Genomic DNA, 26637 nt, shown 5'->3' with positions numbered 1-26637 from the left:
TTCAACTGTTTTGACCTCCCAATATAAAGGCAATCAATACGTTCAGCATTTTTTTAGGAGCCACAGGTTTTTCAGGAACTAAAGCTTTGCTGGTAATAAGAATGCTTTGCTTACCAAGGTCTGACTCTTTGACTAGTTCAAGCATATTGTACTTTTCAAGCATTATATCCCTTGTATTCTTTAAAAGAGATAGTTCTTTTTGTTTTTGCTCAATCTCTAATTTGTTTGAAGCATTATTTAAAAAATTAACAAGGTCTTCTTGTGCTTTTCTAATCTTCTCATTTTGAAGGTCTATAAGCTTAAGCAAAGTCTGCATTAATTTATCAGTCTGTTTAGTATTTCTCTCAATTACATAGTTCCGGAAATTTTGCGCTATACTATTAGCAATTTCTGCCGCAAGTTGAGGATCATTTTCTTTTACTGTAACTTGTATAAGATTGGTATTGTTTAGCACAGAAACAGAAATTTGTTTTTTAAAATTATCCAAAGTATATCTCTTGGGATCTAATTTCAACTGCTTTATAGTATTTGTAAGCACAACCGGATTTGTAACTTCTTCTTTAAAAGCATCTACTGACATATCAGGATATCTTAAAAGAGAAGAAAGCAATAAAGAAATATCCTTTTCTATCGTATCACTCTGAAAAATCGGAATTCCTGAATCTTTGTCAGAAAAAATGACTGTAGTGTTTGAACCAAAAAAACCTGTGGCAGGCGTCACATCAGTAACCGCTATAGTTGTACTAGCTTCATATGTAGGCTTAACAATAAAAAAGCTAAAAACAGCTGCCACTAAAGTTATGGAAACAGTAATAATAAAAATAAGCCACTTTCTTTTTAACAGTACTTCAATCAATTCCCTCAGCGTGATTTCTTCTTCCATTTTTATCCTCCTTCGCTTGCTATGTCTTTTTACTGTTTTAGTTTCCATATAGTATATCGGCTTTTATCCATAAAAATAAATTGCCCCCCTTTTTAACTTATTTGCTTTTTTTGTCAGAACATATTAAAATGTGATAGAGAGAACTTTTCCACAGCAAAAGGGGGAAAAGTATAATATATGAAAAAGAAATTTCTACTACTCTTTCTGCTTCTTTTTATTCTAGTAGCAGTTATTGGATACCAAAAATACACAAACATCACTCGGCACCCCGAAAATCTTTTTATTAAAGACAATTCTTCTGAAACTGAAAATACATCGATAAAGCCTTCTTCTCCAGACAAAACCTATATTGCTTTCTTAGGCTTAGATAAAACTGATGAAAGGGTACATACTTTAGGAAGCTTTAGAACAGATACTATAATTATAAATTGCAATATTAAATGCAACACCTAATGAAAATCATGTAGATATAGGATTTGGAACAAATCATATATAACCTTAAGCCCATCTTAGTTAACAAATTGAGCGAAGGTCGTGATTTGTCAAGGGTTAAAGTCAGTCGAAGCCTGCCCCTTGACAAATCACGAACGAGCTCTAAACTTTATAAGGGATGGGCTTAACAGATTTTTGCCAGCTCTTCATAAAAGTATTCCTTAGGCGTTTTGTAATTTAACAATTTTCGTGGAAGGTTATTAAGCCAGTTTTCTACTCTCTTTATCGTATCTATAGATAAATCTTTAATACTTTTACCTTTAGGGATGAAACGTCGTATAAGACCGTTATGTCGTTCATTTGTAGCTCTTTCCCAAGATGAATATGGATGTGTATAATATACTTCTACGCCATATTCTAAAAGAGCACTTTCTAAATCACTAAACTCTGTACCATTATCAGATGTTATGGTTTTAAAGACCTTGCTTAAATTGTCACCAAACATATCTTTTAATTTTGATAATGCATCTTTAACAGATTTATTGTCTTTTGCATCTAATAAGAATATTATTTCATGGCGAGTCTTACGCTCTATTAATGTTAAAAGGACCTTGTCATTAGATTTCTTGCCAATTAACGTATCTATTTCCCAATGCCCAAAAACTTCACGGCTTTCAACTTCTTTAGGCCTAAAATCAATACTTTTACCCATAATACGTTTATTTTTACGGTTTTGTTTCTTCCTTGGTTTTAAGCGTAGTTTTAAAGGTAAATCAATGTTTTTAACTTTTAATAATCCTCTATCTATATAGTTGTACAGTGTTTTAGTACAAACAATAGTTTTATTATTCCAGCTTGGGTCCTTTTTACAATAACCTACAACTGCATCTGGTGACCATTTTTCATTTAATATTTTATTTTCAGCATATTTCAAGAAATCTTCTGCTTTAGCTACTTTAAATTTAGCTCCGCAATTTGAGCGATTTTTTTCGTAGATAGCTTGACCGGTTTCAGGAAAATAGCTTGTATAAGAAGATAAATCACTTCTAAGTTGTGTAGTAGTTCCACGTTTAATTTCACGGCTTATAGTGCTTGGAGATCGATTAAGTTTTTTAGCAATATACCGAATACTTCTTCCTTCTTTGAGTAATGCATAGATCTCTCCTCGTTCGTAGCTACTTAAGTGTTTAAAAGAACGCTTTTTTGTGGTATCATTATTATGAACCATAGTGAAAATCCTCCTTGTATGATGTTTAGTTGACACCTATATCATACACGATTTTCACTATGGTTTCTATTCTTTTATCTGTTGCATTTAATTATACAACTAACCAACAGATACTATAATGATATTTTGTGTTGACTTGGATGATAAAATAATAAAAGTACTTTCCATACCGAGAGATACTTACGTGGATATTCCTGGTTTTGGAAAAGACAAAATTAATGCTGCATATGTATATGGTGGAATGGGAGAAAAAGGATACGCCCTCAGTTTGAAAACTATAAGCGAATTTTTAGGAATTAATGTGCCTTATTACATTTCCATGGATATGCAAACAATACCTGAAATTGTAGACGCAATTGGTGGGATACCTTTAGATGTAGAAATAAATATGCATACTCACGGAGCAAATCTAGATAAAGGATATCAAATTTTAGATGGCCAAAAAGCTTATCAATATGTGCGATGGCGATATGACCCCATGGGGGATATAAACCGCGTTAAAAGACAACAAAAGTTCATAATCGCTTTTGCTAATCAATTAAAAAATAAAACTAGAAGTTTATCTGACTACTTAGACCTTTATAATGCTTTTAAGGGCAAGCTTTATACCAATCTTAATTACGAACAGATACTAGCTTTAATTTATGTCGTAAAGGATATATCGCCAGATTCCATTGAAAAATTCATGGTTCCAGGAGAATTTTACAATTTAAATGGCATTAGCTATTGGAAACCTGATATGCGAAAACTAGATGAAGTACTTAAAAATTTTACAAACTAAAAAGACGCTGTCAAAAGCGTCTTTTTAGTCTGTAAAACCATTTCACTTTTTTCTTTATGGGATCCAATATTTCAATCTCTTCCCCCCGAACAACTTTTTGACTGTTAATAAGTATATAATCTATATATGACTCATCGACTCTTTCTTTTCTTAAAATTTCCAATGCCTCTGATATTTTAGGCACTCTACCTCTCGTCGTGTGTGCATCAGAGGCTATAAAATGTACTAATCTGTGCTTTATTAAATCTATTGATTTATTTTTCACTTCTTTTCCAAATAATCCCATCACGCTCGTCGAATTTACCTGGATAAGAGCTCCTTTATTAATTAATCGAAATACTAATTCAAAATCATCTTTCACATAGAAATACCTCTCGATATGAGCAATGATGGGAGTTATACCCATCACTTTAAATTCAAAAATTATGTCCTCGGTATATTCTGGATAAGCAGCTACTGGTAATTCTATTAAAATGTACTTTCTTCCATCATTCAGCGAGATGATTTTTCCTTTTTTATAACTTTCTACTATAGTGGGAGAAATAAAGACTTCTGCCCCTGGCAATATTTTTAACTCTATACCTTTTTGAATTAGAAATTGATTTAGTTCTTGACAATTTTTCAAAATGGCTTCTCGCGGTATTTCATGCTCATATTCTATATAATGAGGAGTTGCAATAATAAATTTTATTCCATCTTCCAAAGCAATACGTGCCATTTCAATAGAAGTCTCCATCGAGCTAGAACCATCATCAATATTTGGCAATATATGACAATGTATGTCTATCATCATCTCTTCCTTCTTTTCTTACTTTGTGATTTGTGGTCGCCATAATAGTAATAATAGTAATAATACCCATTTCGACTCTCCTTTACTCTATTTAACACCACTCCAAGAATGTTAGCTTTTACACTTTCTAAAATCTCTTTTGCCCGACTAGCTGCCTCAATTTCAGTTTTGCCAGCATGTACTACGAGGATTACTCCATCAACCACTGGTGCTAATACTACAGCATCTGTGACAGTCACAACAGGTGGACTATCTATAAAAAGGTAATCATAATTCTCTCTGATAAGGCTAATCAACTTCTTCATTTTATTAGACCCTAATAATTCTGTTGGATTTGGAGGAAGAGGTCCGGAAGTTAATATATGTAAGTTATCATAACTATTATCTACATTCAAATAAGCCTCATAATCTCCTTCATCTATAAGTAAATTCGTCAAACCCCTGTTATTGGGCAAATTAAAACTTTTATGAACTGTAGGGTTTCTCAAATCCCCATCTATTACCACAACCTTATTCCCAGTTAACGCTACAGAATAAGCCAAATTTTTGACAACAGTGCTTTTCCCTTCGTTAGGCAGAGAACTAGTAATTAATATGCTTTTTACTTTTTTATCTATACCAGTAAATTGCAAATTTGTCCTCAAAGCGCGAAAAGCTTCAGCGAAAGGCGATTTAGGATCCGATAAAATTAAATTCCTTGCCATTACCATATTCCCACATCCCTCATTTGTTTTTCACTTCGGGAATAATCCCTAATACAGGCAGGTTTAAATATTTCTTTATATCATCAGGAGTCTTTACTGTCCTATCCATGTATTCTAGCAAAAATACCAGGAAAATGCTTATCATCAATCCTAACACACCAGCAATTACTACGTTTAGTGACGTTTTAGGGCTTACTTTTGAAGTAGGAGGAACTGCTCTATCAATCACTTGGACATTATCAATTTTCATTATTTTTACAATATTATCCATAAAAGAGCTAGCAATAGCATTGGCTATTTCGGCTGCTCTTTCAGGATTATTATCTCTAACACTTATTTCAATAATCTCCGTATTATCCTTAGAAGTTACATCTATTTTCCCTTTTAGATCCTCCACACTCATCGGCAGATTAAGCTTGGTAACTACGGGTTGCAAAACTCTTCTGCTTTTAACGATCTCACTATAAGTAGCAGCCAACATTCTACTTGTTTGTATATCTTGAAGTTGTATCTGATCATTAATTGTAATATTTTGAGTCCTGCTAATTATCAAAGAAGTGCTTGCTTTGTATACAGGCGAGAGAACATAATAAGAAATCAATCCACTTACCAACATCGCCAAAACAGTAATCAACAGTATAATCTTTATTCTTTTTCTAAGAATCAAAAAAACTTCTCTGAGGTCAAGTTCCTCTTCCATCATACCCTTATTCCCCTCTCCACCCTACTCTACATTATTACACATCTCTTTCAGTCACTGCGGCTTCTTCCATACCAAGTAAATCCTGGACAATTGTTATCAAATACCTTTTAAAAGGCTCTCTCAAATCTTCCCTTTTCAAAGCATATTCCACAGTCGCCATGAGATAGCCCAGTTTATCCCCCACATCATACCTTTTGCCTATAAAATTATAGGCGTAAATGGCCTCATAATTTAAAAGAGTTTTTAAAGCGTCTGTCAATTGTATTTCTCCTCCTCTTCCAGGAGGCGTATGTTCCAAAATCTCAAATATTCGCGGTGTAATTATATACCTTCCCAAAATAGCTATATTAGAAGGTGCTTCCTCTCTCCTTGGCTTTTCTATCAAATCATTGACTTTATATAGCCTATCCTCAATAAAAGTACCGCTTACAATTCCATATTTATGTACATCCTCTTCAGGCACTTCCTGCACTCCAATTATGGTGCAATTATACCTCTCAAACTGCTCTATCATCTGCTTTAAAACAGGTACTTCAGCATCCACCACGTCATCTCCTAAAAGCACTGCGAAAGGCTCATTGCCAACAAAAGATTTAGCACAGTAAATGGCATGCCCCAAGCCTTTAGGTTCTTTTTGTCTTATATAGTGAATATTTACCATATTGCTAATATCTTCTACAAGGCTTAGTAAACTTTCCTGATTCTTTTTCTTTAATTCTAGCTCCAATTCTACAGATTTGTCAAAATGATCTTCTATGGCTCTTTTGTTCCTTCCAGTTATTATAAGAATATCCTCTATTCCTGACTGTACCGCTTCTTCCACTATGTACTGTATAGTAGGCTTGTCTACAATTGGAAGCATTTCCTTAGGCTGAGCCTTGGTAGCAGGTAAAAACCTGGTACCAAGGCCCGCTGCTGGAATTATCGCTTTCTTTATTTTCATTAACTTTCCCCTCTTCCGTTATTCAAACTTCACGCCAAACTTGGCTAAAGCCTCTGAAAGTTCTTTTTTAATTTCCTCAAGCTTTTCTGAAGTTCTAGCTTCACATCTCACAATAAGCTCTGGCCCAGTATTAGAAGCTCTGACCAATCCCCATCCTCCATCAAAGAGCACTCTCGCTCCATCAACATCAATTATGTTATAACCTTTTTCTCTAAAGTACTCCGTCACCCCTTTTACTACATCAAATTTCCTCTCATCACTGCACTCAAGCCTTATCTCAGGAGTTGATGGATATTTTGGAACATCAGCTAAAAGCTCAGATAGACTTTTATCCGTATTAGAAAGTATTCTCAAAAGCCTTGCAGCCGCATATGCTGCATCGTCAAACCCATAGTACTCATCTGCAAAGAACATGTGTCCTGACATCTCTCCTGTGAAGACCGCATTCATTTCTTTCATCTTAGCTTTTATGAGGGAATGACCTGTTTTGTAAAATACAGGTTTTCCACCCAGTTTCTCAATTTCTTCAACCAAAGCCTGAGAACACTTCACTTCCACAATTGCTTCAGCGCCTGGGTGTTTCTTCATTATTTCTCTCCAGTAGAGAATCATCAACATGTCTCCCCAGATTATATTGCCCTTTTCATCCACCACTCCAATCCTGTCTCCATCTCCATCAAAAGCTATCCCCAAATCTGCCTTTACTCTCTTTACTTCCTCTATCAAATCCTTCAAATTCTCTTCTTTTACAGGGTCAGGGAAATGATTGGGAAAAGTTGGGTCTGATTCGCAGTAGAGGGGATATACCTCACAGCCCAAATTGTATATGACATCTGGATAGAAAAGCGAAGCAGTGCCATTCCCACAGTCCACAACAACTTTTAATTTTCTATCTCCCAGTTTAACTTTTTCCTTTATCATATTGATGTAAGAATTTATCGGATAAGCGTATTTTACCTCTCCAGAGCCTTTTTCAAATTCCCCCTTTTCTGCTATGTAATAAATTTTCTTAAGCTCTTCACCATAGATGGTAGAAGGTCCCACCATAACTTTAAAGCCGTTAAACTGCGGCGGGTTGTGGCTTGCTGTTATCATCATACCTGCCTGGGAATTGTATAAAATATTGGAATAATAAAAGGCTGGAGTCGTTAAAACCCCTACATCCAAAACGTCACAACCAGTAGAAGTAAGTCCTTTTATTAGAGCATCTCTTATGGGCTTTGAAGAAATCCTGTTGTCTCTACCAACCAGCACACTATTAATTCCCTTTTGTTTTACATAAGTTCCAAAAGCTTTACCTATGACCTCTGCAGTCTCTTCAGTCAGGTCTTCTCCCCATATGCCTCTTATGTCGTACATTCTAAACATGTTCTCATTTAATCTCATTTGGCACCCCTCCTTTGTTTATTGTTATTTTCAAACTAAAACTATTTTCTCAACAATTTCAAGCCCCAAGTCTACGCTCTTCACTTCTCCTGCTACTTTAAATATAACTTTAGCTCTTTTCTTCCTCTTGTCAACCTTCTGTATAAAACCCTCATATCCTAACAGAGGCCCCTCAATTATCTTTACTCTATCGCCTTCTTTTACTCCCCTTGAAACATCTATAAGGTCAGAATCTCCAGTGAGGTTCAAAATAACTCTCATTTCCTCTTCTTTTACAGAAGCAGGCATTTTGTCTTCCTTCAGAAAAACTCCTTGCTTTAATACAGAAGTAATCTCGTGATACTTGGCTTCTGTCATTTCAGTCTTTACAAAAACGTATCCCGGAAACAAAAGTTTGATTTTTTCCCTTTCTTCTCCTTTTATTCTTTCTATTATCTTCCTCCGGGGAATAAGAACCTCTATCTCGTTTTCCCATATTTTCTTAATGATTTTCCCTACTTTTTCCTCACAACCACTTTTAGTAAACAGCACATACCACTTTTTCATACTTCTGCCCCCACATATAAATTGTACCTTCTATTCTGACAAATTTCAACATATCTTTAACAACACTGGGGGCAAAAATGTAGTTTTTGAAAAAACAGCTAATGTGTTATATTAAAAGTAAAAACAAATTCAAAAGGGGGAGAAAAAGGGATGAAAATATTTATTGTGGATGCCTTTACTGAGAAACCTTTTTCAGGCAATCCAGCAGGTGTAGTTGTCCTTGAAAATGGCGAAAAAATAGATGAAACTTTTATGCAAAACTTGGCAGCAGAGCTCAAACATTCAGAGACAGCATTTATAGAAGTAGTAGGTGAAAAAGACTTCAAAGTGCGCTTTTTCACTCCAACTTCTGAGGTAGACCTGTGCGGTCATGCCACAATTGCTTCCTTCACTGTTTTAAAAAGACTGGGCTTTGTAAAAGCCGGTGATGTTGTAACAATGCATTCACTAGCTGGAAAACTTCCAATTTATATAGAAGAGGATAAAATAATGATGGAGCAGGCTGCTCCGCAGGCGGGAGAAAAATTAAATGAAGATGACCTTTCAAAACTTGCGAAAGCTCTAAACATCTCCGTTGAAGAAATTGGTGATAAAAATTATGACCTCGTACCTCAACTGGTATCCACAGGATTATGGGATATTCTTGTACCCGTCAAATCAAGAGAAACCCTTTTTAGCATAAACCCGGATTACCAGGCAATATCTCAGATTACAAAAGAAAAAAATGCTGTAAGTCTTCACGTATTCACATTGGAGGAAAAGAAAGCTATCGCTAATTGCAGAGATTTCGCTCCATTATACGGGATAAATGAGGAAGCTGCAACAGGAACGGCAAATGGCGCTTTAACATATTATCTTTACTTAAATAAGGTAATCGATTTAGAAAAAACATATCTAATTCATCAAGGAGAAAGTATGAAAAGACCTTCTAAAATATACGTGAAACTTCCAAAAAAAGAAGAAGGAATAAGGGTTTTGGTAGGAGGTCCCGCACGTATTCTAATTAGTGGAAATTGGTCAGACTGAATTATGAATCTTGTATAATTTTTTATAAAAAATTTGTAGGAGTTACACAAAATCATTCTTGCAAATGTCTTCAAAAAGTATTATAATTTAGGCATACTAGATAATTGTATACCTTTTCTTTTTTATGGGGAAGAATTTTTAAGTGTATTTTAATTCATTTTCCTTTTAAAAGAAAGAGAAAGGGGGTAGACAAGGGAGAAATTTTTTGATAAAATATTCGCTTGTGTGAATAAAAAATCAATATTATAGGGGGATCAAGAGAATGAATTTATTTCGAAAAAAATCTGTAGATCAACTTCTGGAAGCAGCTGAAAAAACAGGACTTAATAAAAAATTAACCGCAATAGACCTGGCAGCTTTAGCAATAGGCTCTGTCGTTGGAACGGGAATTTTTGTGTCAACAGGTGAAGGAGCATTAAGAGCAGGGCCTGGAGTAATTATTTCTTACATCATTGGAGGTATAACTGCTGCTCTAGCTGCTTTCATATTTGCAGAGCTTGTGACAATGTTTCCCGTCGCCGGAAGTACCTACACCTACTCTTATGTAGCTTTTGGAGAATTAATAGCCTGGATAATTGGCTGGGACTTGCTTTTAGAGTACCTTGTTTCAGCAAGCGCCGTTGCATCTGGATGGTCAGGAACTTTTGTAGGACTGCTCAAATCTTTCGGCATAACTTTGCCAGAAGCCATAACTAAACCTCCTATATCGGGAGGAATAATGGATTTACCAGCCATTTTAATTACCGCTTTTGTGGCGTGGATTTTGTACATTGGTGTAAGGGAAAGCGCAACCACAAACAATATAATAGTTCTCGTAAAAATAGGAGTCATCTTGCTTTTCCTGTTCCTCGGTTTCAGCCACGTAAAACTTTCAAACCTTACTCCCTTCGCCCCCTATGGTTGGAAAGGAATAATGTCTGCTGCTGCAATAATCTTCTTTGCATATATAGGATTTGACGCAGTGTCAACGGCAGCAGAAGAAACTAAAAACCCTACGAGGGATGTGCCTTTAGGCCTTGTAATGGCAATGGTAGTGATACTTGCCCTTTACATTTCTGTGGCAGTTGTATTGGTCGGGATGGTGCCTTATAAAACCATAATTCCTGACAATGCTCTCCCTGGAGCCTTAATGAGCATAGGAATCAACTGGGGTTCTGCTTTAGTTGCAACAGGCGCTGCTGTCGGTATGATTTCAACTTTATTGATAACACTCTACGGCCAGATACGAATTTTCATGGTTATGGCAAGAGATGGACTTTTGCCTGAGGTGTTTTCCCACATTCATCCAAAATACAGGACACCCCATATAAATACCGTAATAACGAGTTTGGTAGCAGCTATAATTGCTGGCTTCCTGCCTTTAGACATCATAATTGAGCTCTGCAACATAGGAACTCTATCTGTCTTTGTAATTGTCTCAATAGGAATACTTGTCCTAAGGGTTAAAATGCCTAATGTAGAGAGAAAGTTCAGAGTCCCTGCAGTATGGTTAGTCGCACCTCTTACAGCAGCTTTTAGCCTCTATTTAATGGCAAGCCTTCCATGGGTGACATGGCTAAGATTTGGCATATGGATGCTGGTCGGCCTTATCATTTACTTTGCTTACGGAAGGTATCATAGCGTTTTAAATGTGCAAAAATAAAGGGAGCTAATCGGCTCCCTTTATTTTTTATACCCTTTAAGCCCGGGGATTTTTCTTTTTACCATTTCTGTGACTATAAAAGTCGCTACATGGTCTGCAAATGTGCCAGGGCCAAATCCCGCATCATATCCTAATTCTTTTGCGAGCTCATGCGTGATCCTCGGTCCACCGCATATCAAAAGCACTTTATCTCTTATGCCTTCAGCCTCTAAAAGCTCTACTAAATGGGTAAGATTTTTTATATGTGCATCTTTCTGAGTCACCGTCTGCGACACCAAAAGGGCATCTGCTCCAACCTCTATTGCCTTCTTAACAAATTCTTCATTTGGCACCTGACTTCCCAAATTGTACGCCTCTATCATCTCATACCTCTCCAACCCGTAGTGCCCGGCATACCCTTTCATGTTCATTATAGCATCCAAGCCCACTGTATGAGCGTCTGTTCCAGTGGTTGCTCCCACTACTACGACTTTTCTGCCGATATGTTTTTTAATGTACTCATTAGTCTCTTCCATACTCATGGCCTTTATTTCTAGTTCCTGTACCTGTATGGAGGTATAATCCACAGTGTGAATCAAACTTCCATATATTATGAAGAAAGTAAAGTTCTTATCCAAAGGAGCATGGTAGACGACCATTGGATTCTCCAGCCCCATCTTTTTTGCCAGCTGTTTTGCTGCCTCTACAGCCTTTGCTCCATCCGGCACAGGCAGGGTAAAGCTAAGCTGCACCTTACCGTCATTCATCGTATCCCCGTATGGCTTGACTCTGGTCAAATCCAGGGTGGTATCGTACTGCTTTTTCTCTGTAGAGTAAAGGCCGCTGCTCATCCTCTATCACCTCTTAGCATAAGGTCAATGAAAGGATTGAAATAATTGGGGTCTTTCTCCACTACGCCTTCTAATCCCTTCCCTCCGTCTATCGGCCTCTTTATATCCGCAAATTTACCCTGCTCTAATGCTTTAAATAAACCCTCTTGCTCAATTTCTTTCAAAAGCTCATACGCCTTTTTCAAAACTTCGTTAGCTCTCCTTTGAATTATTCCGCCTTCTTTAAAGTAAATTTCATCAGCTATATCTGCCATATTGTTGAAGATATATTTGGCGCTTTCAATAGACAACGCTCTATCTGACATAAAAGGCGTATGAATAGCTTCTGTCAGCATTCCCAAAAGATGTATCCTTTGCTTTGTCATTATAGTCACAACGTTAAACATAGCATCCTGTACATGCCCTTTGAATATATTTCCTGTCATGTACTTTGTAGGAGGCATGTACTTAAGAGGCGCTTTGGGGAATATCTCCCTTACCATTTGAGCCTGAGCAAGCTCATATAAGAAGCCATTCCTTAAGTCAGGGTTCATTTCAAAAGCATGTCCTAATCCCATCTGTTCCTCGGGTATTCCTGCAATTAGTGCAAACTGTTCATTTATCAATTGAGATGCCAATACAGTATGGGCTTTTTCATAAGCATCTGCTGTGGTCAAGTAATTGTCTTCCCCTGTGTTTATAATAATTCCTGCAAATCCATTTATTACCCTTGAGAAGAACTGGTCTACCATCGTTCTCTTCATGTTTATATCTCTAAACAAAATCCCGTAAAGAGCATCATTTAGCATCACATCAAGCCTCTCCAGTGCGCCCATAGCAGCAATCTCAGGCATACAAAGCCCAGATGCATAGTTGCAAAGCCTTATATACCTTCCCAGCTCTTCAGATACCTCATCTAAAGCTTTTCTCATTATCCGGAAATTCTCCTGCGTAGCATAAGTACCACCAAACCCCTCGGTAGTAGGTCCATAAGGAACGTAGTCTAAAAGGCTTTGAGCTGTAGCCCTAATCACTGCAATGACATCAGCTCCCTGCCTTGCAGCAGCCTGCGCCTGAACCACATCTTCGTATATGTTTCCTGTCGCAACTATAACATAAAGAAGTGGCCCTTCCTTATCCCCGTATTTCTTTAAAAACTCCTCTCTTTTTCTCCTGTTCTCTCTTATCTTTTCAACAGTCTTTATTGCTATATCTTGAACAGCCAATTTTATCTCAAAAAGGTCTGCCATAGGAATCGAAGTCAAATCTAGTTCACCTTTTGCTACTCTTTCGGCAATTTCTTGAGGGCTAAGCCCTGTGTAAATCATGGCATTGCCGATATAAGTTGCAGCCCCCAAAGAAAGATTTCCCTTGCTTTTTATATGGTCAACCACTACATTGGGAAGTGGAACTCCCAAGTCATTTACGCCATCTATGCCTAAAAGTCTGCACACCGTCCTTTCAACTGACACAGTCGTATGGGCATCTATAAATTTCTGCGTATCTTTAACAATGTTTCTCGCAGCTTCTCTGGCTTTATCCACTAATTCCCAATCAAGATTAAGCTTGCTCTCTCTCATACCTTCTCCTCCTCTTATAATAGGTCTCAGCCAGCTCTATAACTTCTCTTTCAAGTCCAAATATTCTGCATATGTTAAGGGCATCTTTTGGAACCTCACAATTAGGGTCTACTCTTTCTAATCGATAATCCATGTGTTCCTGGAGAATTTTTACCGAGTTTTCTTCGTCTATAACGATTTTTTGCCTTAACTCTTCAAAATTTACATTTTTAAGCCCTACGACCTGATAGTGCACCATGTCATCCTCTATCACCCCTTCATAATGGGTAGCTAATACAGTCATAGAAGAAAAACCGTTCAAATATTTTGAGATAGCTTTCACAATATAAAGTCCCTCTTCAGGATTTGTGCCCCTTGCTATTTCGTCTAATGCCACAAATCCTGTCCCTTTTTTTACATCTTCTATTACTTCTTTTAACTTCATAACTTCTGCACCAAAACTGCTCAGACCTCTTGAAATTGATTGCAGGTCTTCTGAGATAAAATGAATAAAATCCAGCATAGGAAAAGATACTTTTTTAGCAAAAGGGAAAAATCCCATCATAGAAAGAAGAAGATTTAGCGCAAAAGTCCTAAGTGCTACAGTTTTTCCACCCATATTGGCTCCTGTGATAACAGTTGTCCCGCTCTTTAATTCAATAGTTAGAGGGGTAAACTCTTTTTCTTGGGTTTTTAAAATATCTGCAACTTGAGGATTTATAACATCTTCAAAAAGTATTTTTATCTCGTCATTTATCGTGGGTTTCACTCCATTGTACTCGATTGCCAGTTTAGCCTTTGCCATCAAAAAATCGAACCTTCCTATAGCTTTTATATTTTTTTCAATAAGGTCTACATATTTGCGTAACTTTTCAGATAGACTCTTTTTTACCTCAAGTTCCTCTCTTTGTTCCAATGCGACTATATCAAGCCTTTTCTCCCTTAATTTTTCAATTTTTTCTCTGTCAGTTTCTGCAAATATCTGCCTCTCAATTTCCCTTTTCTTTTCTCTTATCTCTTTCAAATTACTAGAATATTCATCGTAAACATAAAAAGTAGCAATTCTCTTTTTCTGAGGGTCCAAAAGATCCAATACAGGAGTTAAAGAAACAAGCTTTATATCTTCAATATCTAAATTCAACCTTCCAATCAAAAGCCTTAACTCTTCGCTCAGTAGAGCGAAAATTTTTATCTCATAAAATTCCACCTCATCTAACACTTTCCCTTCTATGCACCTTTTAAGGCTGTTTCTTATATCTTTTATCTTGAATAGCGGTTTTAAAATCTTAAAAAATATTTCCTTATCCTTCTCTAAACTTTCCTTCAAAAGGTCGATGTACTCATATTCCCTTTCAAGTTTTTCTCTTTCTTCTCTCTTATAAGGCCTTGCATTTTTTAGCTCTTCTCTTCCATATGGAGTTATAACTTGAAGCTTTGAAATAACATAGTTAAATCCTACTTGTTCTCTTTCTTTTTCAGTTAAGAATTTAATATCAATCACCACCCATCACATCAAAGACAGGAAGATCTAATTTCTCTCTCAATCTATTTAAAAATTCTTTTCCATTATATCTGTAACCTGTAGGAGATATAGGATTTACAGTGACACAGATCAAATTTATAGGAAATACTACCCTAAAAATACCGCCCGCCTTTTGAAATTTCACGAAGGTCTCTTCTTCTATGAAAAGCTTCGTAGCATCCTCTGCCAAAAAGACTACTCCTTTATACTTATCAGTGGAAGTCATTACATCATTGATCAACTTATCTGTAATCACTCCTCTTATTACCACATACTTTGCTCCATTTAAATTCTCTACAATCTCTTTTGATGCATCAATAGCAGTTAATACCTCCACAGTTTTGTACTCTCCGCCTTCATAAATAAACCCCAAATTTGAATTTTCAAGGATTTTACTAGCTTTTACAATTATCTCTCTATCGCTTTCTTTCTGCACTGTCAGAAGTTTTACTGTAAACACCGTTTCATCTATTGTCTTTTCCATATCAGGAGATAAAACAGCTCCTGTTGACAGAATAGTAGCCTCAGATACAGCTGGAGAAGCCTGGGTCTTTCTGTTTAAAGCCCCGTCTATAAAAACTTTATCTGCACCTATTGAGATCAAAAACTCGCTTATCCTCTTGAGGTCTTTAGTAATGGAAGGACCGGCAAGGTCCACATAGCCATCACTTAAAGCCCTCGCTACAATTATCTCTCCCATCGGAGTATATATACCTGTAGTTCCCACTATCTCCTTTGTTATATCGCTTCGGAAAAGTGCTTCTTTTGCTGTGGCAACTAAAGTGCCCTCTTCTACATAGATCCGCGGCTTTGGGAAAAAGGAAACCTGGTCATATTCCTCTCCATCTCTTCCTATAGAGGTAAGACCAAGGGTATAAATACCCCTGGCCTTACTGATAAGATAATTTAATACAGTTGTTTTTCCTACATTTTTTGCCATTCCTATTATAGAGATAGTCCTGTAATTTTTTATAAGGTCAAGAATATCACTTCTCATCTTTTCTCCTTCTCTTTTTCCTTTCTAAATTCTCTGGCTCTAATACTCCAATAGTATCCTTTTGCATAAGGCCTGCAACACCTTCAGATTTTGGAACTTCTTCATCGCATACACAAGGACCTGGAGTGTAATCTTTTGGCTCAACATACGTCACAATGACGCCTTCATAATTTCTCAAAACTATTTTATCATGGGACTGAGAAATTACGTAGTTTGGTCCAACAGGAATCTTTCCTCCTCCTCCCGGTGCATCAACTACAAATGTAGGTACGCAGTAACCAGAAGTGTGCCCTCTTAAACCTTCTATAATTTCAATACCTTTGGAAACGGGAGTTCTAAAATGAGAAAGCCCAAATGACAAATCGCACTGATAGATGTAGTAAGGTCTTACCCTTATTTTTACCAATTCATGCACCAGCTTTTTCATAACATGGACACAGTCATTTACTCCCCTTAGAAGTACTGTCTGGTTTCCTAATGGTATTCCAGCATCTGCTAGCATTTCACATGCTCTCTTTGAATCCTCTGTTATCTCATGCGGATGGTTGAAGTGGGTGTTGAGCCATATTGGATGATATTTTTTAAGCATATTGACAAGCTCCGGAGTTATTCTCATAGGCAGCACTACAGGTACTGATGAACCAATTCTTATTATCTCCACATGAGGAATTTCTCTTAATCTCTTTATAATTTCTTCAAGCCGTGAATCAGATAAAGTGAGAGGATCTCCACCTGAGATCAGCACATCTCTTATCTGTGGGGTATTCCTTATATACTCAATCTGCTTTTCTATTTTATCCATCGGCATGGGAGCATCAGTTTCTCCAGCAAACCTTCTCCTTGTGCAGTGTCTGCAGTACATGGAGCACTGGTCTGTAACAAGCATCAATACCCTGTCAGGATACCTGTGGGTAAGTCCAGGTACAGGTGAATCCACATCCTCATAAAGCGGGTCCACTAAGTCCTCCGGTGCCTGATAAAGCTCATGGATTGTCGGCACTGCTCTTTTTCTTATCGGGTCATTAGGGTCATTGGGGTCTATCAAAGAAAGGTAATAGGGCGTAATTGCCATTCTCAACTTCTGCAATGCCTTAGAAATAGCTTCTTCCTCTTCTTCCGACAATGGAAGGTATTTTTTCAACTCTTCCACTGTCTCTATTCTATTTGCAATCTGCCACTTCCAGTTGTACCAATCGCTGTCTGGTACATGCCCAAAAAGTTCATGTCTTCTGTTAACTCTCATTTTATACATCTCCCCCTTAAATTCATTACAGCTGTCCTCATTTAGCATACATTTCTTCAAAAACTTTTCTCAATTTTTCATTTTCCCTGAGCTCCTGCAGCGTAATTTCTGCGTGGTCTTTTGTATATCCGTTTCCTATGATCATTGTTATATCCTTCCCAACCCCTTCTGCTCCTAAGGCTGCTTTTGTGAAGCTTGTCGCCATGGAGAAGAAGTAGGCAATTCCTTCATCTCTCACAGGTAAAATTGTGGACATTTCTGTGTTAGGCGTATTTACACAGTTTATAGCGATATCTACTTCTTTTCCTCCGTTGGCCTTTAGAACTTTATCCAAAACTTCCAAAGGCTTTTGAGCATCCGCTATAACTACCTCGTGGCATATATCCAGTTCTTCCACCTTTTTCTTTGCTTCTTCCCTTCTCACCACACCTATAACCTTTCCAGTAGGACCTACTCTCTTCTTAGCTTCATAGCAACATAGCATACCGGATTTCCCATTTGCTCCTAACACCATGACACTCTGACCGGGCTTTACCAATTTAGCAGTCTGAGCAGGAGCTCCAGCAACGTCTAAAGCTGCTAAAGCCAAGGTCTCTTCCATATCCTCAGGAAGCTTCGCATAAATCCCGCTCTCAAAAAGTATTGCCTTACCCTTTATTTCAACTCTTTCTATATCCATCTTTATATCCAAAATCTCATCTATTCTAAGAGGTGTAAGAGTTAATGAAACGAGCGTCGCAATCTTATCTCCTACTTTGAGGTCCCTTTTCCCGACCAGAGCTTCTCCTATTTTTTCTACTCTGCCTATCAGCATTCCCCCAGAACCTGTGACAGGGTTTTGCATTTTCCCTCTCTCATTTACTATCTCGAGGATCTTCTTCTTTATCTTCTCAGGATCTCCCCCTGCCTCCTCTTTTAACTGGGTAAAGCTTGCAGAATCTATGTTCAAAGCTATAACATCAATCAATATCTCATTATCATAAAGCACACTCATATCATTAGAAATTTTATAAGCGGCTTGAGGTAAAACCCCTTTTGGCTCAATCACTCTATGAGAACCGTATTTGCATCCCATCATAAGCATATCCTCCTCCTTCTTCGAATTTTACACATCCATATATTTTACATCATCTGGAATAATTAAATTTGCCTCTGTCAAAGACTTGACCTCTTCAATAGATGTATCCCTGTGAATTTCTTTGAGAAGCAGTCCCTCTTTTGTCACTTCTATCACTGCAAGCTCTGTAACTATAAGACTCACTTTGCCTTTGGCCGTGAGAGGAAGGCGGCATTTTTTCAAAATCTTTGGCTGCCCTTTAGCAGTATGCTGCATAGCCACAATTACTCTTTTGGCTCCTGTAGCAAGGTCCATTGCTCCGCCCATGCCAGGAACTAACTTTCCAGGTATTATCCAGTTAGCTAAATTTCCCTCTTCATCTACCTCCAATGCCCCCAGCACGGTAACGTCCACATGTCCTCCTCTTATAAGTGCAAAGGAAAATGCGCTGTCAAAAAACGCTGCGCCAGGCATAACTGTCACATACTGCCCGCCGGCATTAATTATATTTACATCCTCTTTTCCGGGCTCTGGCATAGGTCCCATACCTGTAATTCCATTCTCTGATTGGAATATGACGTGCACCCCTTCGGGAATGTAATTGGCTACTAGAGTGGGAAGACCAATTCCCAAATTCACCAGCTCTCCATGTTTGAGCTCTTTTGCAATTCTTTTTGCTATTATCTGCTTTGCCAGTTCCTGATCAGTTATCATCGCCTTCCCCTCCTTTTACGATATAATCCACTAATACTCCTGGCGTCATGACATCTTCTGGCTTTATTTCTCCTACTTTGACTATTTTTTCTGCCTCAACGATAACTGTTTTAGCTGCAAGAGCCATTATAGGATTGAAATTTCTCGTCGTACCTTTGTAATAGATATTTCCAAACTCATCTACAATACTTCCTCTAATAAGCGCTATATCTGCTCCCAGTGGAAGTTCAAGGAGATACTCTTTTCCATTCACAGTTATTTTTTGTTTCCCTTCTTCTACCATTGTGCCGACTCCTGTAGGAGTCAAGATACCTCCCAAACCTGCTCCATAAGCTCTTATCCTTTCTGCAAGTGTCCCCTGTGGAACGAGCTCTACTTCAATTTTTCCTTCATTCATCAATTTTCCTGTAACAGGGTTAGTACCTATATGAGAAGTTATAACTTTCTTCACAAGGCCGGCCACAACCAAACGCCCTATACCCCTGTCTGGAAAACTGGTATCATTGGCAATTATAGTAAGGTCTTTAACGTTTAATTCTATGAGAAGGTCAATTAATTTCTCAGGTGTGCCATTTGCAAGAAATCCACCGATCATCAAGGTCATTCCATCTTTAAATAAAGGCTTCAACTCTTCAAAAGTAACAACCTTCCTCATGGCTTCACCTCTAACCCTAATATTTTTCTGGCCTCATCAGGGGTTGCAATTTCTCTACCTAACTCTCTAGCAATTCTCACTACTTTTTCTACAAGCTCACCATTGGACTTTGCCAGAACGCCTTTTTCGAGGTATACGTTATCCTCAAAGCCAACTCTCACATGACCTCCTGCAAGTATAGACATAGTAGCTACAGGGAATTCATAGCGTCCTATTCCTGTAGCAGTAAATGTGCTTCCTGGAGGAATGCTTTCTTTAAGAAATACAAAGTCCCTCATCTCAGCTGAAATTCCGCCATTTACTCCCATCACAAAATTGAAGTGCATCGGAGCCTTTATATACCCTTTTTTGTGAAGCCTTATCGCTGTATCTATCATTCCTTTGTCAAATACTTCAAGTTCCGGCTTCACTCCCAGTTCATTCATCTTGGTGGCAAATTCTATTATCATGTTTTCTGTATTTACAAATATTTCATCTCCGCCAAAATTCATTGTGCCACAGTCTAGTGATGCCATCTCTGGCTTTAAGTAAACCGGCTGTAACCTTTCTTCTGCAGTCATGCCAACAGCTCCACCAGTTGAAGGCTGGATTATGACATCAGGGCATTTTGCTTTAATCGCTTCAATCACTTCTCTGAATCTTTCTTTGTCCTGTGTAGGGGTACCATCATCATACCTTACGTGCAAGTGAATTATGCTAGCTCCTGCGTTATATGCAGATAAAGCCTCTCTCACCATCTCCTCAACAGTATAAGGCACATTAGGATTATGCTTCTTTGTGACCTCAGCTCCGCATATAGCCGCAGTAATTATCAATTTCTCCACCCTTCACTCACCTACCCTTCTTTTTTGTACCTCTGCTTTTCTTTTGGCACAACACAGGTGCCACTCGCCCTGCACACTACAATAGGTTCTTCCAGCACTTCTGCCGCAGAATCACTGATATCAGGCCTTGCTGCTATCACCTTTTTCGCCTCAAAGACCATCTTTCTCGACGTATTTCCAACCTCCACTATTTCTCCTGTGGCTTCTATAAAATCCCCCGCATACACTGGCGCCAAAAATTCTACACTGTCATAAGCTCTAAAAAGCCCCTCATCTCCATCGTGCCTTATCAAAAGCTCTGTCGCCACATCCCCAAAAAGCTGTAAAATTCTCGCTCCATCTACTAAATTTCCTCCATAGTGAGCATCATGAAGGCTCATCCTGACTCTTATTGTGGCTTTCAACATGTATCCCCTCCCTTCTCAAATTCCTTGAAAACCTCTTCTCAAACTTTTATGCAAAATCCATACCAAGCATTGAGTAAAAAGAAAAAAGGCCATTTTTCGGCCTTTTCCTATAAAAGATTCACAGCTCGTTCTGATAAAAACCCATCTTATGCTGAAAATTAAGCATTAGGCGCAAAATTAAATATTTATTTTTAACATTTTTATTTTGTATTGTAAAGTCTGTCTCGGAATACCCAAAATTTCTGCTGCTCTACTTATATTCCCATTTGTCTTTTTTAAAGTTTTAGTAATAAGCTCATATTCAACTTTTGCTAGAAAGCTTCTGAGATCCCCTTCTATCCCGATAGTATCTACTGCTATCTCTTTTTCTCCCTCTATAAAGGCATTTCTTAAAATGTGGTCAGGAAGGTCATGCAACTGAATTATTTCACCTTCGCAAAAATTAGCCGCATACTCTATAACTCCCTTTAATTCCCGCACATTTCCCGGCCAGGACAAACTCATCAGCGCTCTTTCCACCTCTTCGCTTATCCCTTTTATATCCTTCCCCAATTGCCAATTAAATTCCTTGATAAAGTGCTTAACTAAAAGAGGAATATCACTTTTTCTCTCCCTAAGAGGTGGCACATACAAGACAATGGTACTTAATCGATAAAAAAGGTCAGGTCTTAAAATTTTCTTCTCTAAAGCTTCATAAGGAGAAATGTTAGAAGCAGCAATAACTCTCACATCTACTTTTCGAACCTTACTATCTCCTATTCTCCTTATATACCCTTCCTGCAAAAAGCGTAAAAGCTTTGCCTGAAGGTCAAAACTTAAAGAAGTAATCTCATCCAAAAATAATGTCCCTCCGTCAGCCAGCTCTACCAGACCAGGGCGATTTTCTGCACCAGTAAAGCTTCCCTTTACTGTTCCAAAAAGTATTGACTCCATCAAATTTTCAGGAAGGGCTGCGCAATTTTGAGCAATAAAAGGTCCATTCTTCCTTGGACTAGCATTATGAATTGCCTGTACTAAAAGCTCTTTGCCCGTACCTGTCTCACCATATACAAACACTGGCGAATTGCTTTTTGCAATTTTTTGAGCCTTGCACTTTAGTTCTGTAATTACTTTGGATTCTCCAATAATATCATCAAAAGTATAATAAGCTTCCTCGTTTTCTTTTACAGCACTTTTCTTTCTGTTATTTCGCACTTCTTCTCGCAAATCAATCACTTTTGTCATAAGATTTTTTATTTCAGAGAGGTTTTTAGAAATATCAATAGCCCCGCATATTTCTCCATCGATTACAATGGGGAGAGTAATAGTAAAAAGGCTGACTTTTTGTCCATAGCAATTTGTAATTTCCTGCTCATGTCCGACAACAGGTTCCCCTGTCCTTAAAACTTTTAAAATTGTACTTTCTCTATTAGAAAGGGATGGAAACATAGCTAAAACGTGCTTTCCAATCGCTTCATCTATAGGAATTCCATCAATTTGAGAAGAAGCTTTATTATAATAAATTGTATAACCCTCTTTATCAGTGATTTGTACACCCCAATCAATGTTTTCTAATAATATCTCCAGCGCTTTTTGGTAAAATTCCTGAGGTAATCCTTTTAACCTCAAATCCATCTTACTCCCCCTTTGAGAGTAAAATTAAAAGCAAAAACACCGAAAATATTTTCGACATGTAAGTATTTCTTCATTTCTAACAAAAAAGCGCTATTTATGCAATGAAAATATTTTCACTGCATAAATAGCGCTTCATGGGAGGTCCCATGACAGTGGTAAACTTTGTGTTTACCACCAAGGATGAGCTCAAGAACAAGCTCACCCTTTCGGCAGCCAAACCTTCTTCAGCGAGTATTGGAGGTTCTTCTCCTTAACACCTCGCCAAATACATGCTTGGCAGCTCCTCTATTTATGCGCTATTAAAATATCTATTTTTGATGTAAAGCTTATCAAAGTGCAATTATATTATATCACATTTTGAAAGCGGGAGCAATAAGCCCTTAAATATAAAAAAAGAATGCCCGGAAGCATTCTCAATCCAAAAGTTCCCTATAAAGCTTCATAAGGCTTTCATTTATATTGTCTATCTCAAGCATTATGCCGGTTAAATCTTTTCCATCTTTCTTGTCTAGTATCTCCTGAAGTTTGTTAAACGCCTTTTCACTTCTCAATTTCATCTCTTCTAATTTATTGTTAAGCTCCAGTTTAAACTTTTCTTTATCCTCAACCTCTCCTTTTATAAGCTCTTCCTTATCAAAATCGTAAACATCGTACCTTGATGGAATCAAAGTCTCTATGCCAAATTGTGCTTCTATCTTATCAGCCAGTTCTTCCTGAGCTTCGTCTTCTCCGTGCACAATGAATATCTTCTTGGGCTTTTTCTCAAAATTAGAAATCCATTCCAGTATACCTCTTTGGTCGGCATGACCTGAAAAACTCTCAATATATTCAATTTCAGCCTTAACGTGTATATCCTCTCCAAGTATCTTCACATCTTTTTCTCCATCTAAAAGTTTCCTCCCTAAAGTGCCTTTTGCCTGATACCCAACAAAAAGGACTGTGCACTCCGGCCTCCATAAATTGTGCTTTAGGTGGTGCTTTATCCTACCTGCCTCACACATGCCGCTAGCTGAGATAATTATCATGGGCGTCTTAATCTCATTCAAAGCCTTAGACTCTTCCGCACTGTGGGTAAAGTGCAAATTGGGAAAATCTAAAGGCAATTCTCCTTTTTTGATGTATTCCCTCGCTTCATCATCCAAGCACTCTGGATGCTTTGCAAACACATCTGTTATTGAGGTGGCAAGAGGACTGTCTACATACACAGGGATGTTGTTCAAAAATTCTATCTCATCTTTGTACAAATCCCTTTCCCTGTGAAGCTCATATAATATCTCTTGAGTCCTTCCAACGGCAAAAGAAGGAATAATAACATTTCCCCCTCTTTTAATAGTGCGTGTTATAATCTCCATCAACCTTTTCGCCCTATCAGAGACCTCCTCATGAATCCTATTGCCGTATGTAGACTCACAGAGAACATAATCAGCCTCATTTATAGGAGTTACATCTCTCAAAAGAGGCACCTTTTTATTCCCTAGATCTCCTGAAAACACTATTTTAGTCTCTTTTCCCTTTTCATTTACCCACACCTCAATTATAGACGAGCCAAGTATATGCCCAGCATCATTAAATCTCACTTTTATATGAGGTGCAGGCTCTATCACTTCCCCGTAGTCAACACCATAAAATATGCTTATAGATTCTTCTGCCTCTTCAGCCGTATAAAGTGGATCCCTCAAAGGCTTTCCAGCCCTTTTCCTCTTTCTGTTCTTCCACTCGCTTTCCATTTCCTGGATGTGCCCGCTATCCGGCAGCATGTACCTGCACAGGTCAACTGTAGCATGAGTTGCGTAAATCCTCTTTCTGTAGCCCCTTTTGTAAAGCACAGGAATTCTGCCACTGTGGTCTATATGAGCATGGGTTAAAAGTACGAAATCGATATCTTTTATATCAAAAATAAATTCTTGATAGTTTAGCTCGTCTTCTACTTCTCCACCCTGAAACATGCCACAGTCCACTAAAAACCTGGCATTTTCCGTCTCCACAAGGTAGCATGAACCTGTAACTTCCTTAGCAGCTCCCAAAAAAGTTATTTTCACAGTAAATCCCCTTTCATTTTAGAAATTATAGTTATCTTCAAGCCATTTGCTTAGGTTATGAATAGTGTTTAAAGTATTAAAAACTATTCAAAATTTTATTAAACACTATTCTTTGTTAGGCTATATTCAGCCTAACTGGGTGTAACCCCACACCCTCTATCCCCTCTGCAAATGCTTCGGGGAATACTTTTCTTACGATATTATAAGCACTATTAACATCAGCATTTATTAAAATTCCTTTATTACTCCTAAACAAACCCCTTTTTATTCTCCTTTGTGGATTGTAGTTTGTTTTGTTAATTTCTTCCCCATCTAAAAAACTACAGCCACTGGTGTAACTTTCTTCTACAAGCACAAAGTTTATACCTTCTTCCTTGCATTTATACTCAAGCATGTTTATGAAATCACTAAAAGGAATGTTAACAAAATTTTGATTATTTACCTTTCCTAATTCTATTTCCTGCTTCCATCCAGAATTGTATCCTATTACAATTGTGTCTATGTCATGTTGTTTGCACCAGTTGACTATAAATCTACTTATTTTATGCATAAGGTCTTTTATTTTGTTATTCCTTTTTAGAGTTAGTTTTTCAATCCTATTGCTGGTACCTCTGTCTCCTACATAACTCATTAACTCTGCCTTTTTCTTGTTGTAATATTGATTTATTGACTTAATAACTTTGCCATTAATAACAATAGGCTTTATGCCTATGTTATTTACCAAAGTTACAAAGTTATTAAGCCCTAAATCTATGCCCGCTATTCTTTTTGAGGGCTTCTTTGTTTCAACTACTTCTTTTTCATAGACTATTTCAATAACATAAACACTTCCTTTTGGGATTATCCTGACTTCTTTTAATTTGCCTGTTATTCTTGTTTTTAGCTTTAAATTTGTTTTTGGGAAACTCAAATGCCCATCTTTAATTTTACACTGTTGATTTGTAAATATAGCAACGCTTCTTCCATTTTTCTTTTTGTATTTTGGTAAATTAGGTCTGCCATTAAACTTTTCTTTATCTTCGTCCCATTCTTTCATTGCTCTAAAAAATGACTTCCAGTTTCTATCGAGAAGTCTTAAGGTTTGTTGTGCTGTTTGTGCTGGTAAGTTTTTGTATGTTTCGTGTTCTTTTAACATCTTATTGAGTTTCCTGTACCTTATCCATTTTTTGTTGTTTATAAATTCCTGCCTTGTAATGTAGTTGGCGTAATTGTATAAGTTTTTTGCTGCAAAGCATATTTCATCACAATAAGGCCATAATTCATGATTCTTATTTATCTGTATCTGTTCTACTCTCTTGACTATTATCTTCAAACACCTCGTTTTCTAAAAACTTTCTTATTTTTTGAATTTTTCCTTTGCTGTAGAATTTCATACTGTAACAGTGCAGCAAACTTATAATTTCTTCAATTATTTCCTGAGAATCAAGCTTCTCATTACCAACTTCTGATACAACAACTATTTCAGTATTAAACTTTCTAAATAAATGTTTAAACAATTCAAATCCTGCTCTGCTTAACCTGTCTTTGTAAGCTATAATAACCATCTCTACTTTACCCGCAAGAACATCATCAAGCATTTTAAAAAATTCATTTCTTTTTTCAAAGCTAATTCCACTTGCTATGTCAGAAAATACTCCATGTATTTTATAGCCATTATTAAAACAAAACTGTTTTAATAATTCAATTTGATTTTCTAAATCCCTCTTTTGTTTTGGGGTTGAAACCCTTGCATAAATATATGTTTTTCTTTCAACGCCTTTCATAAAAATTTTGTATACGTCTTCTTCATTATAATCATAAAATCCATTTGGCATAACTGTTACTCTTATTTTTCCTTCTTTTACATATTTGGTTAGCGTTGGCCTTGATATTTTTAATAATTCCAGAACCTCTTTTGCTTTCATATTTGCATCACCATAAATATTATAGTATAACCCACAAAGCAAATATATTTTATTAAAAACTTTAATATGTTTAAAACCCTTTAATTATTTTTTGTCACTATATAAGATATATACATTACAAAATCTTCCAGTCGGTTTTTCAGTATGTCTACAATTACTCTTTCTTCAATTTTGAATCCCCCCCTCTAGCCCCCAATACCTTAGCATATCTTCTTTTATGTTTTCCTCA

Annotated in this window: 26 protein-coding genes and 1 riboswitch; of the genes, 4 read left to right on the top strand and 22 right to left on the bottom strand. The window is 37.2% G+C overall.

The window, feature by feature from the left end:
- Position 1: 1 nt before the first annotated feature.
- Positions 2-883: a YveK family protein gene (locus TTE_RS03545; RefSeq protein WP_011025140.1), complete on the bottom strand. Its 882-nt coding sequence runs from the start codon at positions 881-883 to the stop codon at positions 2-4.
- A 177-nt stretch (positions 884-1060) separates the two neighbouring features.
- Between TTE_RS03545 and TTE_RS03540 the strand changes: the two genes are divergently transcribed.
- Positions 1061-1336, top strand: a complete 276-nt coding sequence (locus TTE_RS03540) for a hypothetical protein (RefSeq protein WP_011025139.1) — start codon at positions 1061-1063, stop codon at positions 1334-1336.
- A gap of 163 nt (positions 1337-1499) precedes the next feature.
- Here TTE_RS03540 and TTE_RS03535 read toward each other — a convergent pair whose 3' ends face one another.
- A complete protein-coding gene (locus tag TTE_RS03535) occupies positions 1500-2543 on the bottom strand; it encodes an IS30 family transposase (RefSeq protein ID WP_011025138.1) in 1044 nt (347 codons plus the stop codon).
- 118 nt (positions 2544-2661) lie between these two features.
- Here TTE_RS03535 and TTE_RS03530 point away from each other — a divergent pair, with 118 nt between their 5' ends.
- A complete protein-coding gene (locus tag TTE_RS03530) occupies positions 2662-3324 on the top strand; it encodes an LCP family protein (protein ID WP_011025137.1) in 663 nt (220 codons plus the stop codon).
- A 10-nt stretch (positions 3325-3334) separates the two neighbouring features.
- Here the strand turns inward: TTE_RS03530 and TTE_RS03525 are convergent, their stop codons facing one another.
- From TTE_RS03525 to loaP, 6 genes are read right to left on the bottom strand one after another with little or no spacing between them, the layout of a single operon-like run.
- Entirely contained in the window at positions 3335-4117 is a 783-nt protein-coding gene (locus TTE_RS03525) for a tyrosine-protein phosphatase (protein ID WP_226990158.1), read from the bottom strand.
- Entirely contained in the window at positions 4114-4824 is a 711-nt protein-coding gene (locus TTE_RS03520) for a CpsD/CapB family tyrosine-protein kinase (protein ID WP_011025135.1), read from the bottom strand. The genes TTE_RS03525 and TTE_RS03520 overlap by 4 nt, the downstream gene beginning before the upstream one ends.
- 13 nt (positions 4825-4837) lie before the next feature.
- On the bottom strand, positions 4838-5521 hold the full coding sequence (locus TTE_RS03515; protein WP_011025134.1) for a YveK family protein: 684 nt from the start codon (positions 5519-5521) through the stop codon (positions 4838-4840).
- A 34-nt stretch (positions 5522-5555) separates the two neighbouring features.
- On the bottom strand, positions 5556-6464 hold the full coding sequence (galU, locus tag TTE_RS03510; RefSeq protein ID WP_011025133.1) for a UTP--glucose-1-phosphate uridylyltransferase GalU: 909 nt from the start codon (positions 6462-6464) through the stop codon (positions 5556-5558).
- An 18-nt stretch (positions 6465-6482) separates the two neighbouring features.
- Positions 6483-7850, bottom strand: coding sequence for a phosphoglucosamine mutase (glmM, locus tag TTE_RS03505; protein WP_011025132.1), 1368 nt, complete (start codon positions 7848-7850; stop codon positions 6483-6485).
- A 30-nt stretch (positions 7851-7880) separates the two neighbouring features.
- Positions 7881-8396, bottom strand: a complete 516-nt coding sequence (gene loaP / locus TTE_RS03500) for an antiterminator LoaP (RefSeq protein WP_011025131.1) — start codon at positions 8394-8396, stop codon at positions 7881-7883.
- A 150-nt stretch (positions 8397-8546) separates the two neighbouring features.
- Between loaP and TTE_RS03495 the strand changes: the two genes are divergently transcribed.
- Positions 8547-9422, top strand: coding sequence for a PhzF family phenazine biosynthesis protein (locus tag TTE_RS03495; protein ID WP_011025130.1), 876 nt, complete (start codon positions 8547-8549; stop codon positions 9420-9422).
- A 262-nt stretch (positions 9423-9684) separates the two neighbouring features.
- The gene (locus tag TTE_RS03490; protein WP_011025129.1) at positions 9685-11064 is read left to right on the top strand and encodes an amino acid permease; all 1380 of its coding nucleotides are present in this window, start codon (positions 9685-9687) and stop codon (positions 11062-11064) included.
- A 20-nt stretch (positions 11065-11084) separates the two neighbouring features.
- Here the strand turns inward: TTE_RS03490 and TTE_RS03485 are convergent, their stop codons facing one another.
- The 14 genes from TTE_RS03485 to TTE_RS03420 all read right to left on the bottom strand — a co-directional run bounded on the left by TTE_RS03485 (position 11085) and on the right by TTE_RS03420 (position 26408).
- The gene (locus TTE_RS03485) at positions 11085-11894 is read right to left on the bottom strand and encodes an OAM dimerization domain-containing protein (RefSeq protein WP_011025128.1); all 810 of its coding nucleotides are present in this window, start codon (positions 11892-11894) and stop codon (positions 11085-11087) included.
- Positions 11891-13453 carry a lysine 5,6-aminomutase subunit alpha gene (locus TTE_RS03480; protein WP_011025127.1) on the bottom strand — a complete coding sequence of 521 codons (1563 nt, stop codon included), beginning with the start codon at positions 13451-13453 and terminating at the stop codon, positions 11891-11893. Before TTE_RS03480 ends, TTE_RS03485 begins: the two co-directional genes overlap by 4 nt.
- Positions 13434-14936, bottom strand: coding sequence for a MutS-related protein (locus TTE_RS03475; RefSeq protein WP_011025126.1), 1503 nt, complete (start codon positions 14934-14936; stop codon positions 13434-13436). The genes TTE_RS03480 and TTE_RS03475 overlap by 20 nt, the downstream gene beginning before the upstream one ends.
- The gene (locus TTE_RS03470; protein ID WP_011025125.1) at positions 14926-15951 is read right to left on the bottom strand and encodes a hypothetical protein; all 1026 of its coding nucleotides are present in this window, start codon (positions 15949-15951) and stop codon (positions 14926-14928) included. The genes TTE_RS03475 and TTE_RS03470 overlap by 11 nt, the downstream gene beginning before the upstream one ends.
- Entirely contained in the window at positions 15941-17194 is a 1254-nt protein-coding gene (gene ablA, locus TTE_RS03465; RefSeq protein WP_009610471.1) for a lysine 2,3-aminomutase, read from the bottom strand. The genes TTE_RS03470 and ablA overlap by 11 nt, the downstream gene beginning before the upstream one ends.
- A 37-nt stretch (positions 17195-17231) precedes the next feature.
- Positions 17232-18272: a hypothetical protein gene (locus TTE_RS03460; RefSeq protein ID WP_011025124.1), complete on the bottom strand. Its 1041-nt coding sequence runs from the start codon at positions 18270-18272 to the stop codon at positions 17232-17234.
- Between the two features lie 27 nt (positions 18273-18299).
- The gene (locus TTE_RS03455; RefSeq protein ID WP_011025123.1) at positions 18300-18965 is read right to left on the bottom strand and encodes a CoA transferase subunit B; all 666 of its coding nucleotides are present in this window, start codon (positions 18963-18965) and stop codon (positions 18300-18302) included.
- Positions 18955-19620 carry a CoA transferase subunit A gene (locus TTE_RS03450; protein WP_009610465.1) on the bottom strand — a complete coding sequence of 222 codons (666 nt, stop codon included), beginning with the start codon at positions 19618-19620 and terminating at the stop codon, positions 18955-18957. The genes TTE_RS03455 and TTE_RS03450 overlap by 11 nt, the downstream gene beginning before the upstream one ends.
- Positions 19617-20444: a 3-keto-5-aminohexanoate cleavage protein gene (locus tag TTE_RS03445; protein WP_011025122.1), complete on the bottom strand. Its 828-nt coding sequence runs from the start codon at positions 20442-20444 to the stop codon at positions 19617-19619. Before TTE_RS03445 ends, TTE_RS03450 begins: the two co-directional genes overlap by 4 nt.
- A gap of 11 nt (positions 20445-20455) precedes the next feature.
- Positions 20456-20848, bottom strand: a complete 393-nt coding sequence (locus tag TTE_RS03440; RefSeq protein ID WP_031314244.1) for a hotdog domain-containing protein — start codon at positions 20846-20848, stop codon at positions 20456-20458.
- Positions 20849-21028: 180 nt separating this feature from the next.
- A complete protein-coding gene (locus tag TTE_RS03435; RefSeq protein ID WP_011025120.1) occupies positions 21029-22465 on the bottom strand; it encodes a sigma-54 interaction domain-containing protein in 1437 nt (478 codons plus the stop codon).
- Between the two features lie 117 nt (positions 22466-22582).
- Positions 22583-22761: riboswitch (Lysine riboswitch) on the bottom strand.
- A gap of 117 nt (positions 22762-22878) precedes the next feature.
- Positions 22879-24504, bottom strand: coding sequence for an MBL fold metallo-hydrolase RNA specificity domain-containing protein (locus TTE_RS03430; protein WP_011025119.1), 1626 nt, complete (start codon positions 24502-24504; stop codon positions 22879-22881).
- Positions 24505-24619: 115 nt separating this feature from the next.
- Positions 24620-25816 carry an RNA-guided endonuclease InsQ/TnpB family protein gene (locus TTE_RS03425; RefSeq protein WP_011025118.1) on the bottom strand — a complete coding sequence of 399 codons (1197 nt, stop codon included), beginning with the start codon at positions 25814-25816 and terminating at the stop codon, positions 24620-24622.
- Positions 25773-26408, bottom strand: a complete 636-nt coding sequence (locus TTE_RS03420; RefSeq protein WP_041587113.1) for an IS607 family transposase — start codon at positions 26406-26408, stop codon at positions 25773-25775. Before TTE_RS03420 ends, TTE_RS03425 begins: the two co-directional genes overlap by 44 nt.
- Positions 26409-26637: the final 229 nt, after the last annotated feature.

This window comes from Caldanaerobacter subterraneus subsp. tengcongensis MB4 (assembly GCF_000007085.1).
Classification (GTDB): Bacteria; Bacillota; Thermoanaerobacteria; order Thermoanaerobacterales; family Thermoanaerobacteraceae; genus Thermoanaerobacter; species Thermoanaerobacter subterraneus.
The sequence above is the reverse complement of the archived record's forward strand: the minus strand, read 5'-3'. Positions and strand labels throughout refer to the sequence as shown.

Bases quoted from the DNA above. Each gene is read 5' to 3' on its own strand.
- TTE_RS03545 (WP_011025140.1), bottom strand. From the start codon at position 883: ATGGAAGAAGAAATCACGCTGAGGGAATTGATTGAAGTACTGTTAAAA.
- TTE_RS03540 (WP_011025139.1), top strand. From the start codon at position 1,061: ATGAAAAAGAAATTTCTACTACTCTTTCTGCTTCTTTTTATTCTAGTA.
- TTE_RS03535 (WP_011025138.1), bottom strand. From the start codon at position 2,543: ATGGTTCATAATAATGATACCACAAAAAAGCGTTCTTTTAAACACTTA.
- TTE_RS03530 (WP_011025137.1), top strand. From the start codon at position 2,662: ATGATATTTTGTGTTGACTTGGATGATAAAATAATAAAAGTACTTTCC.
- TTE_RS03525 (WP_226990158.1), bottom strand. From the start codon at position 4,117: ATGATGATAGACATACATTGTCATATATTGCCAAATATTGATGATGGT.
- TTE_RS03520 (WP_011025135.1), bottom strand. From the start codon at position 4,824: ATGGTAATGGCAAGGAATTTAATTTTATCGGATCCTAAATCGCCTTTC.
- TTE_RS03515 (WP_011025134.1), bottom strand. From the start codon at position 5,521: ATGATGGAAGAGGAACTTGACCTCAGAGAAGTTTTTTTGATTCTTAGA.
- galU (WP_011025133.1), bottom strand. From the start codon at position 6,464: ATGAAAATAAAGAAAGCGATAATTCCAGCAGCGGGCCTTGGTACCAGG.
- glmM (WP_011025132.1), bottom strand. From the start codon at position 7,850: ATGAGATTAAATGAGAACATGTTTAGAATGTACGACATAAGAGGCATA.
- loaP (WP_011025131.1), bottom strand. From the start codon at position 8,396: ATGAAAAAGTGGTATGTGCTGTTTACTAAAAGTGGTTGTGAGGAAAAA.
- TTE_RS03495 (WP_011025130.1), top strand. From the start codon at position 8,547: ATGAAAATATTTATTGTGGATGCCTTTACTGAGAAACCTTTTTCAGGC.
- TTE_RS03490 (WP_011025129.1), top strand. From the start codon at position 9,685: ATGAATTTATTTCGAAAAAAATCTGTAGATCAACTTCTGGAAGCAGCT.
- TTE_RS03485 (WP_011025128.1), bottom strand. From the start codon at position 11,894: ATGAGCAGCGGCCTTTACTCTACAGAGAAAAAGCAGTACGATACCACC.
- TTE_RS03480 (WP_011025127.1), bottom strand. From the start codon at position 13,453: ATGAGAGAGAGCAAGCTTAATCTTGATTGGGAATTAGTGGATAAAGCC.
- TTE_RS03470 (WP_011025125.1), bottom strand. From the start codon at position 15,951: ATGAGAAGTGATATTCTTGACCTTATAAAAAATTACAGGACTATCTCT.
- ablA (WP_009610471.1), bottom strand. From the start codon at position 17,194: ATGAGAGTTAACAGAAGACATGAACTTTTTGGGCATGTACCAGACAGC.
- TTE_RS03460 (WP_011025124.1), bottom strand. From the start codon at position 18,272: ATGATGGGATGCAAATACGGTTCTCATAGAGTGATTGAGCCAAAAGGG.
- TTE_RS03455 (WP_011025123.1), bottom strand. From the start codon at position 18,965: ATGATAACTGATCAGGAACTGGCAAAGCAGATAATAGCAAAAAGAATT.
- TTE_RS03450 (WP_009610465.1), bottom strand. From the start codon at position 19,620: ATGAGGAAGGTTGTTACTTTTGAAGAGTTGAAGCCTTTATTTAAAGAT.
- TTE_RS03435 (WP_011025120.1), bottom strand. From the start codon at position 22,465: ATGGATTTGAGGTTAAAAGGATTACCTCAGGAATTTTACCAAAAAGCG.
- TTE_RS03420 (WP_041587113.1), bottom strand. From the start codon at position 26,408: ATGAAAGCAAAAGAGGTTCTGGAATTATTAAAAATATCAAGGCCAACG.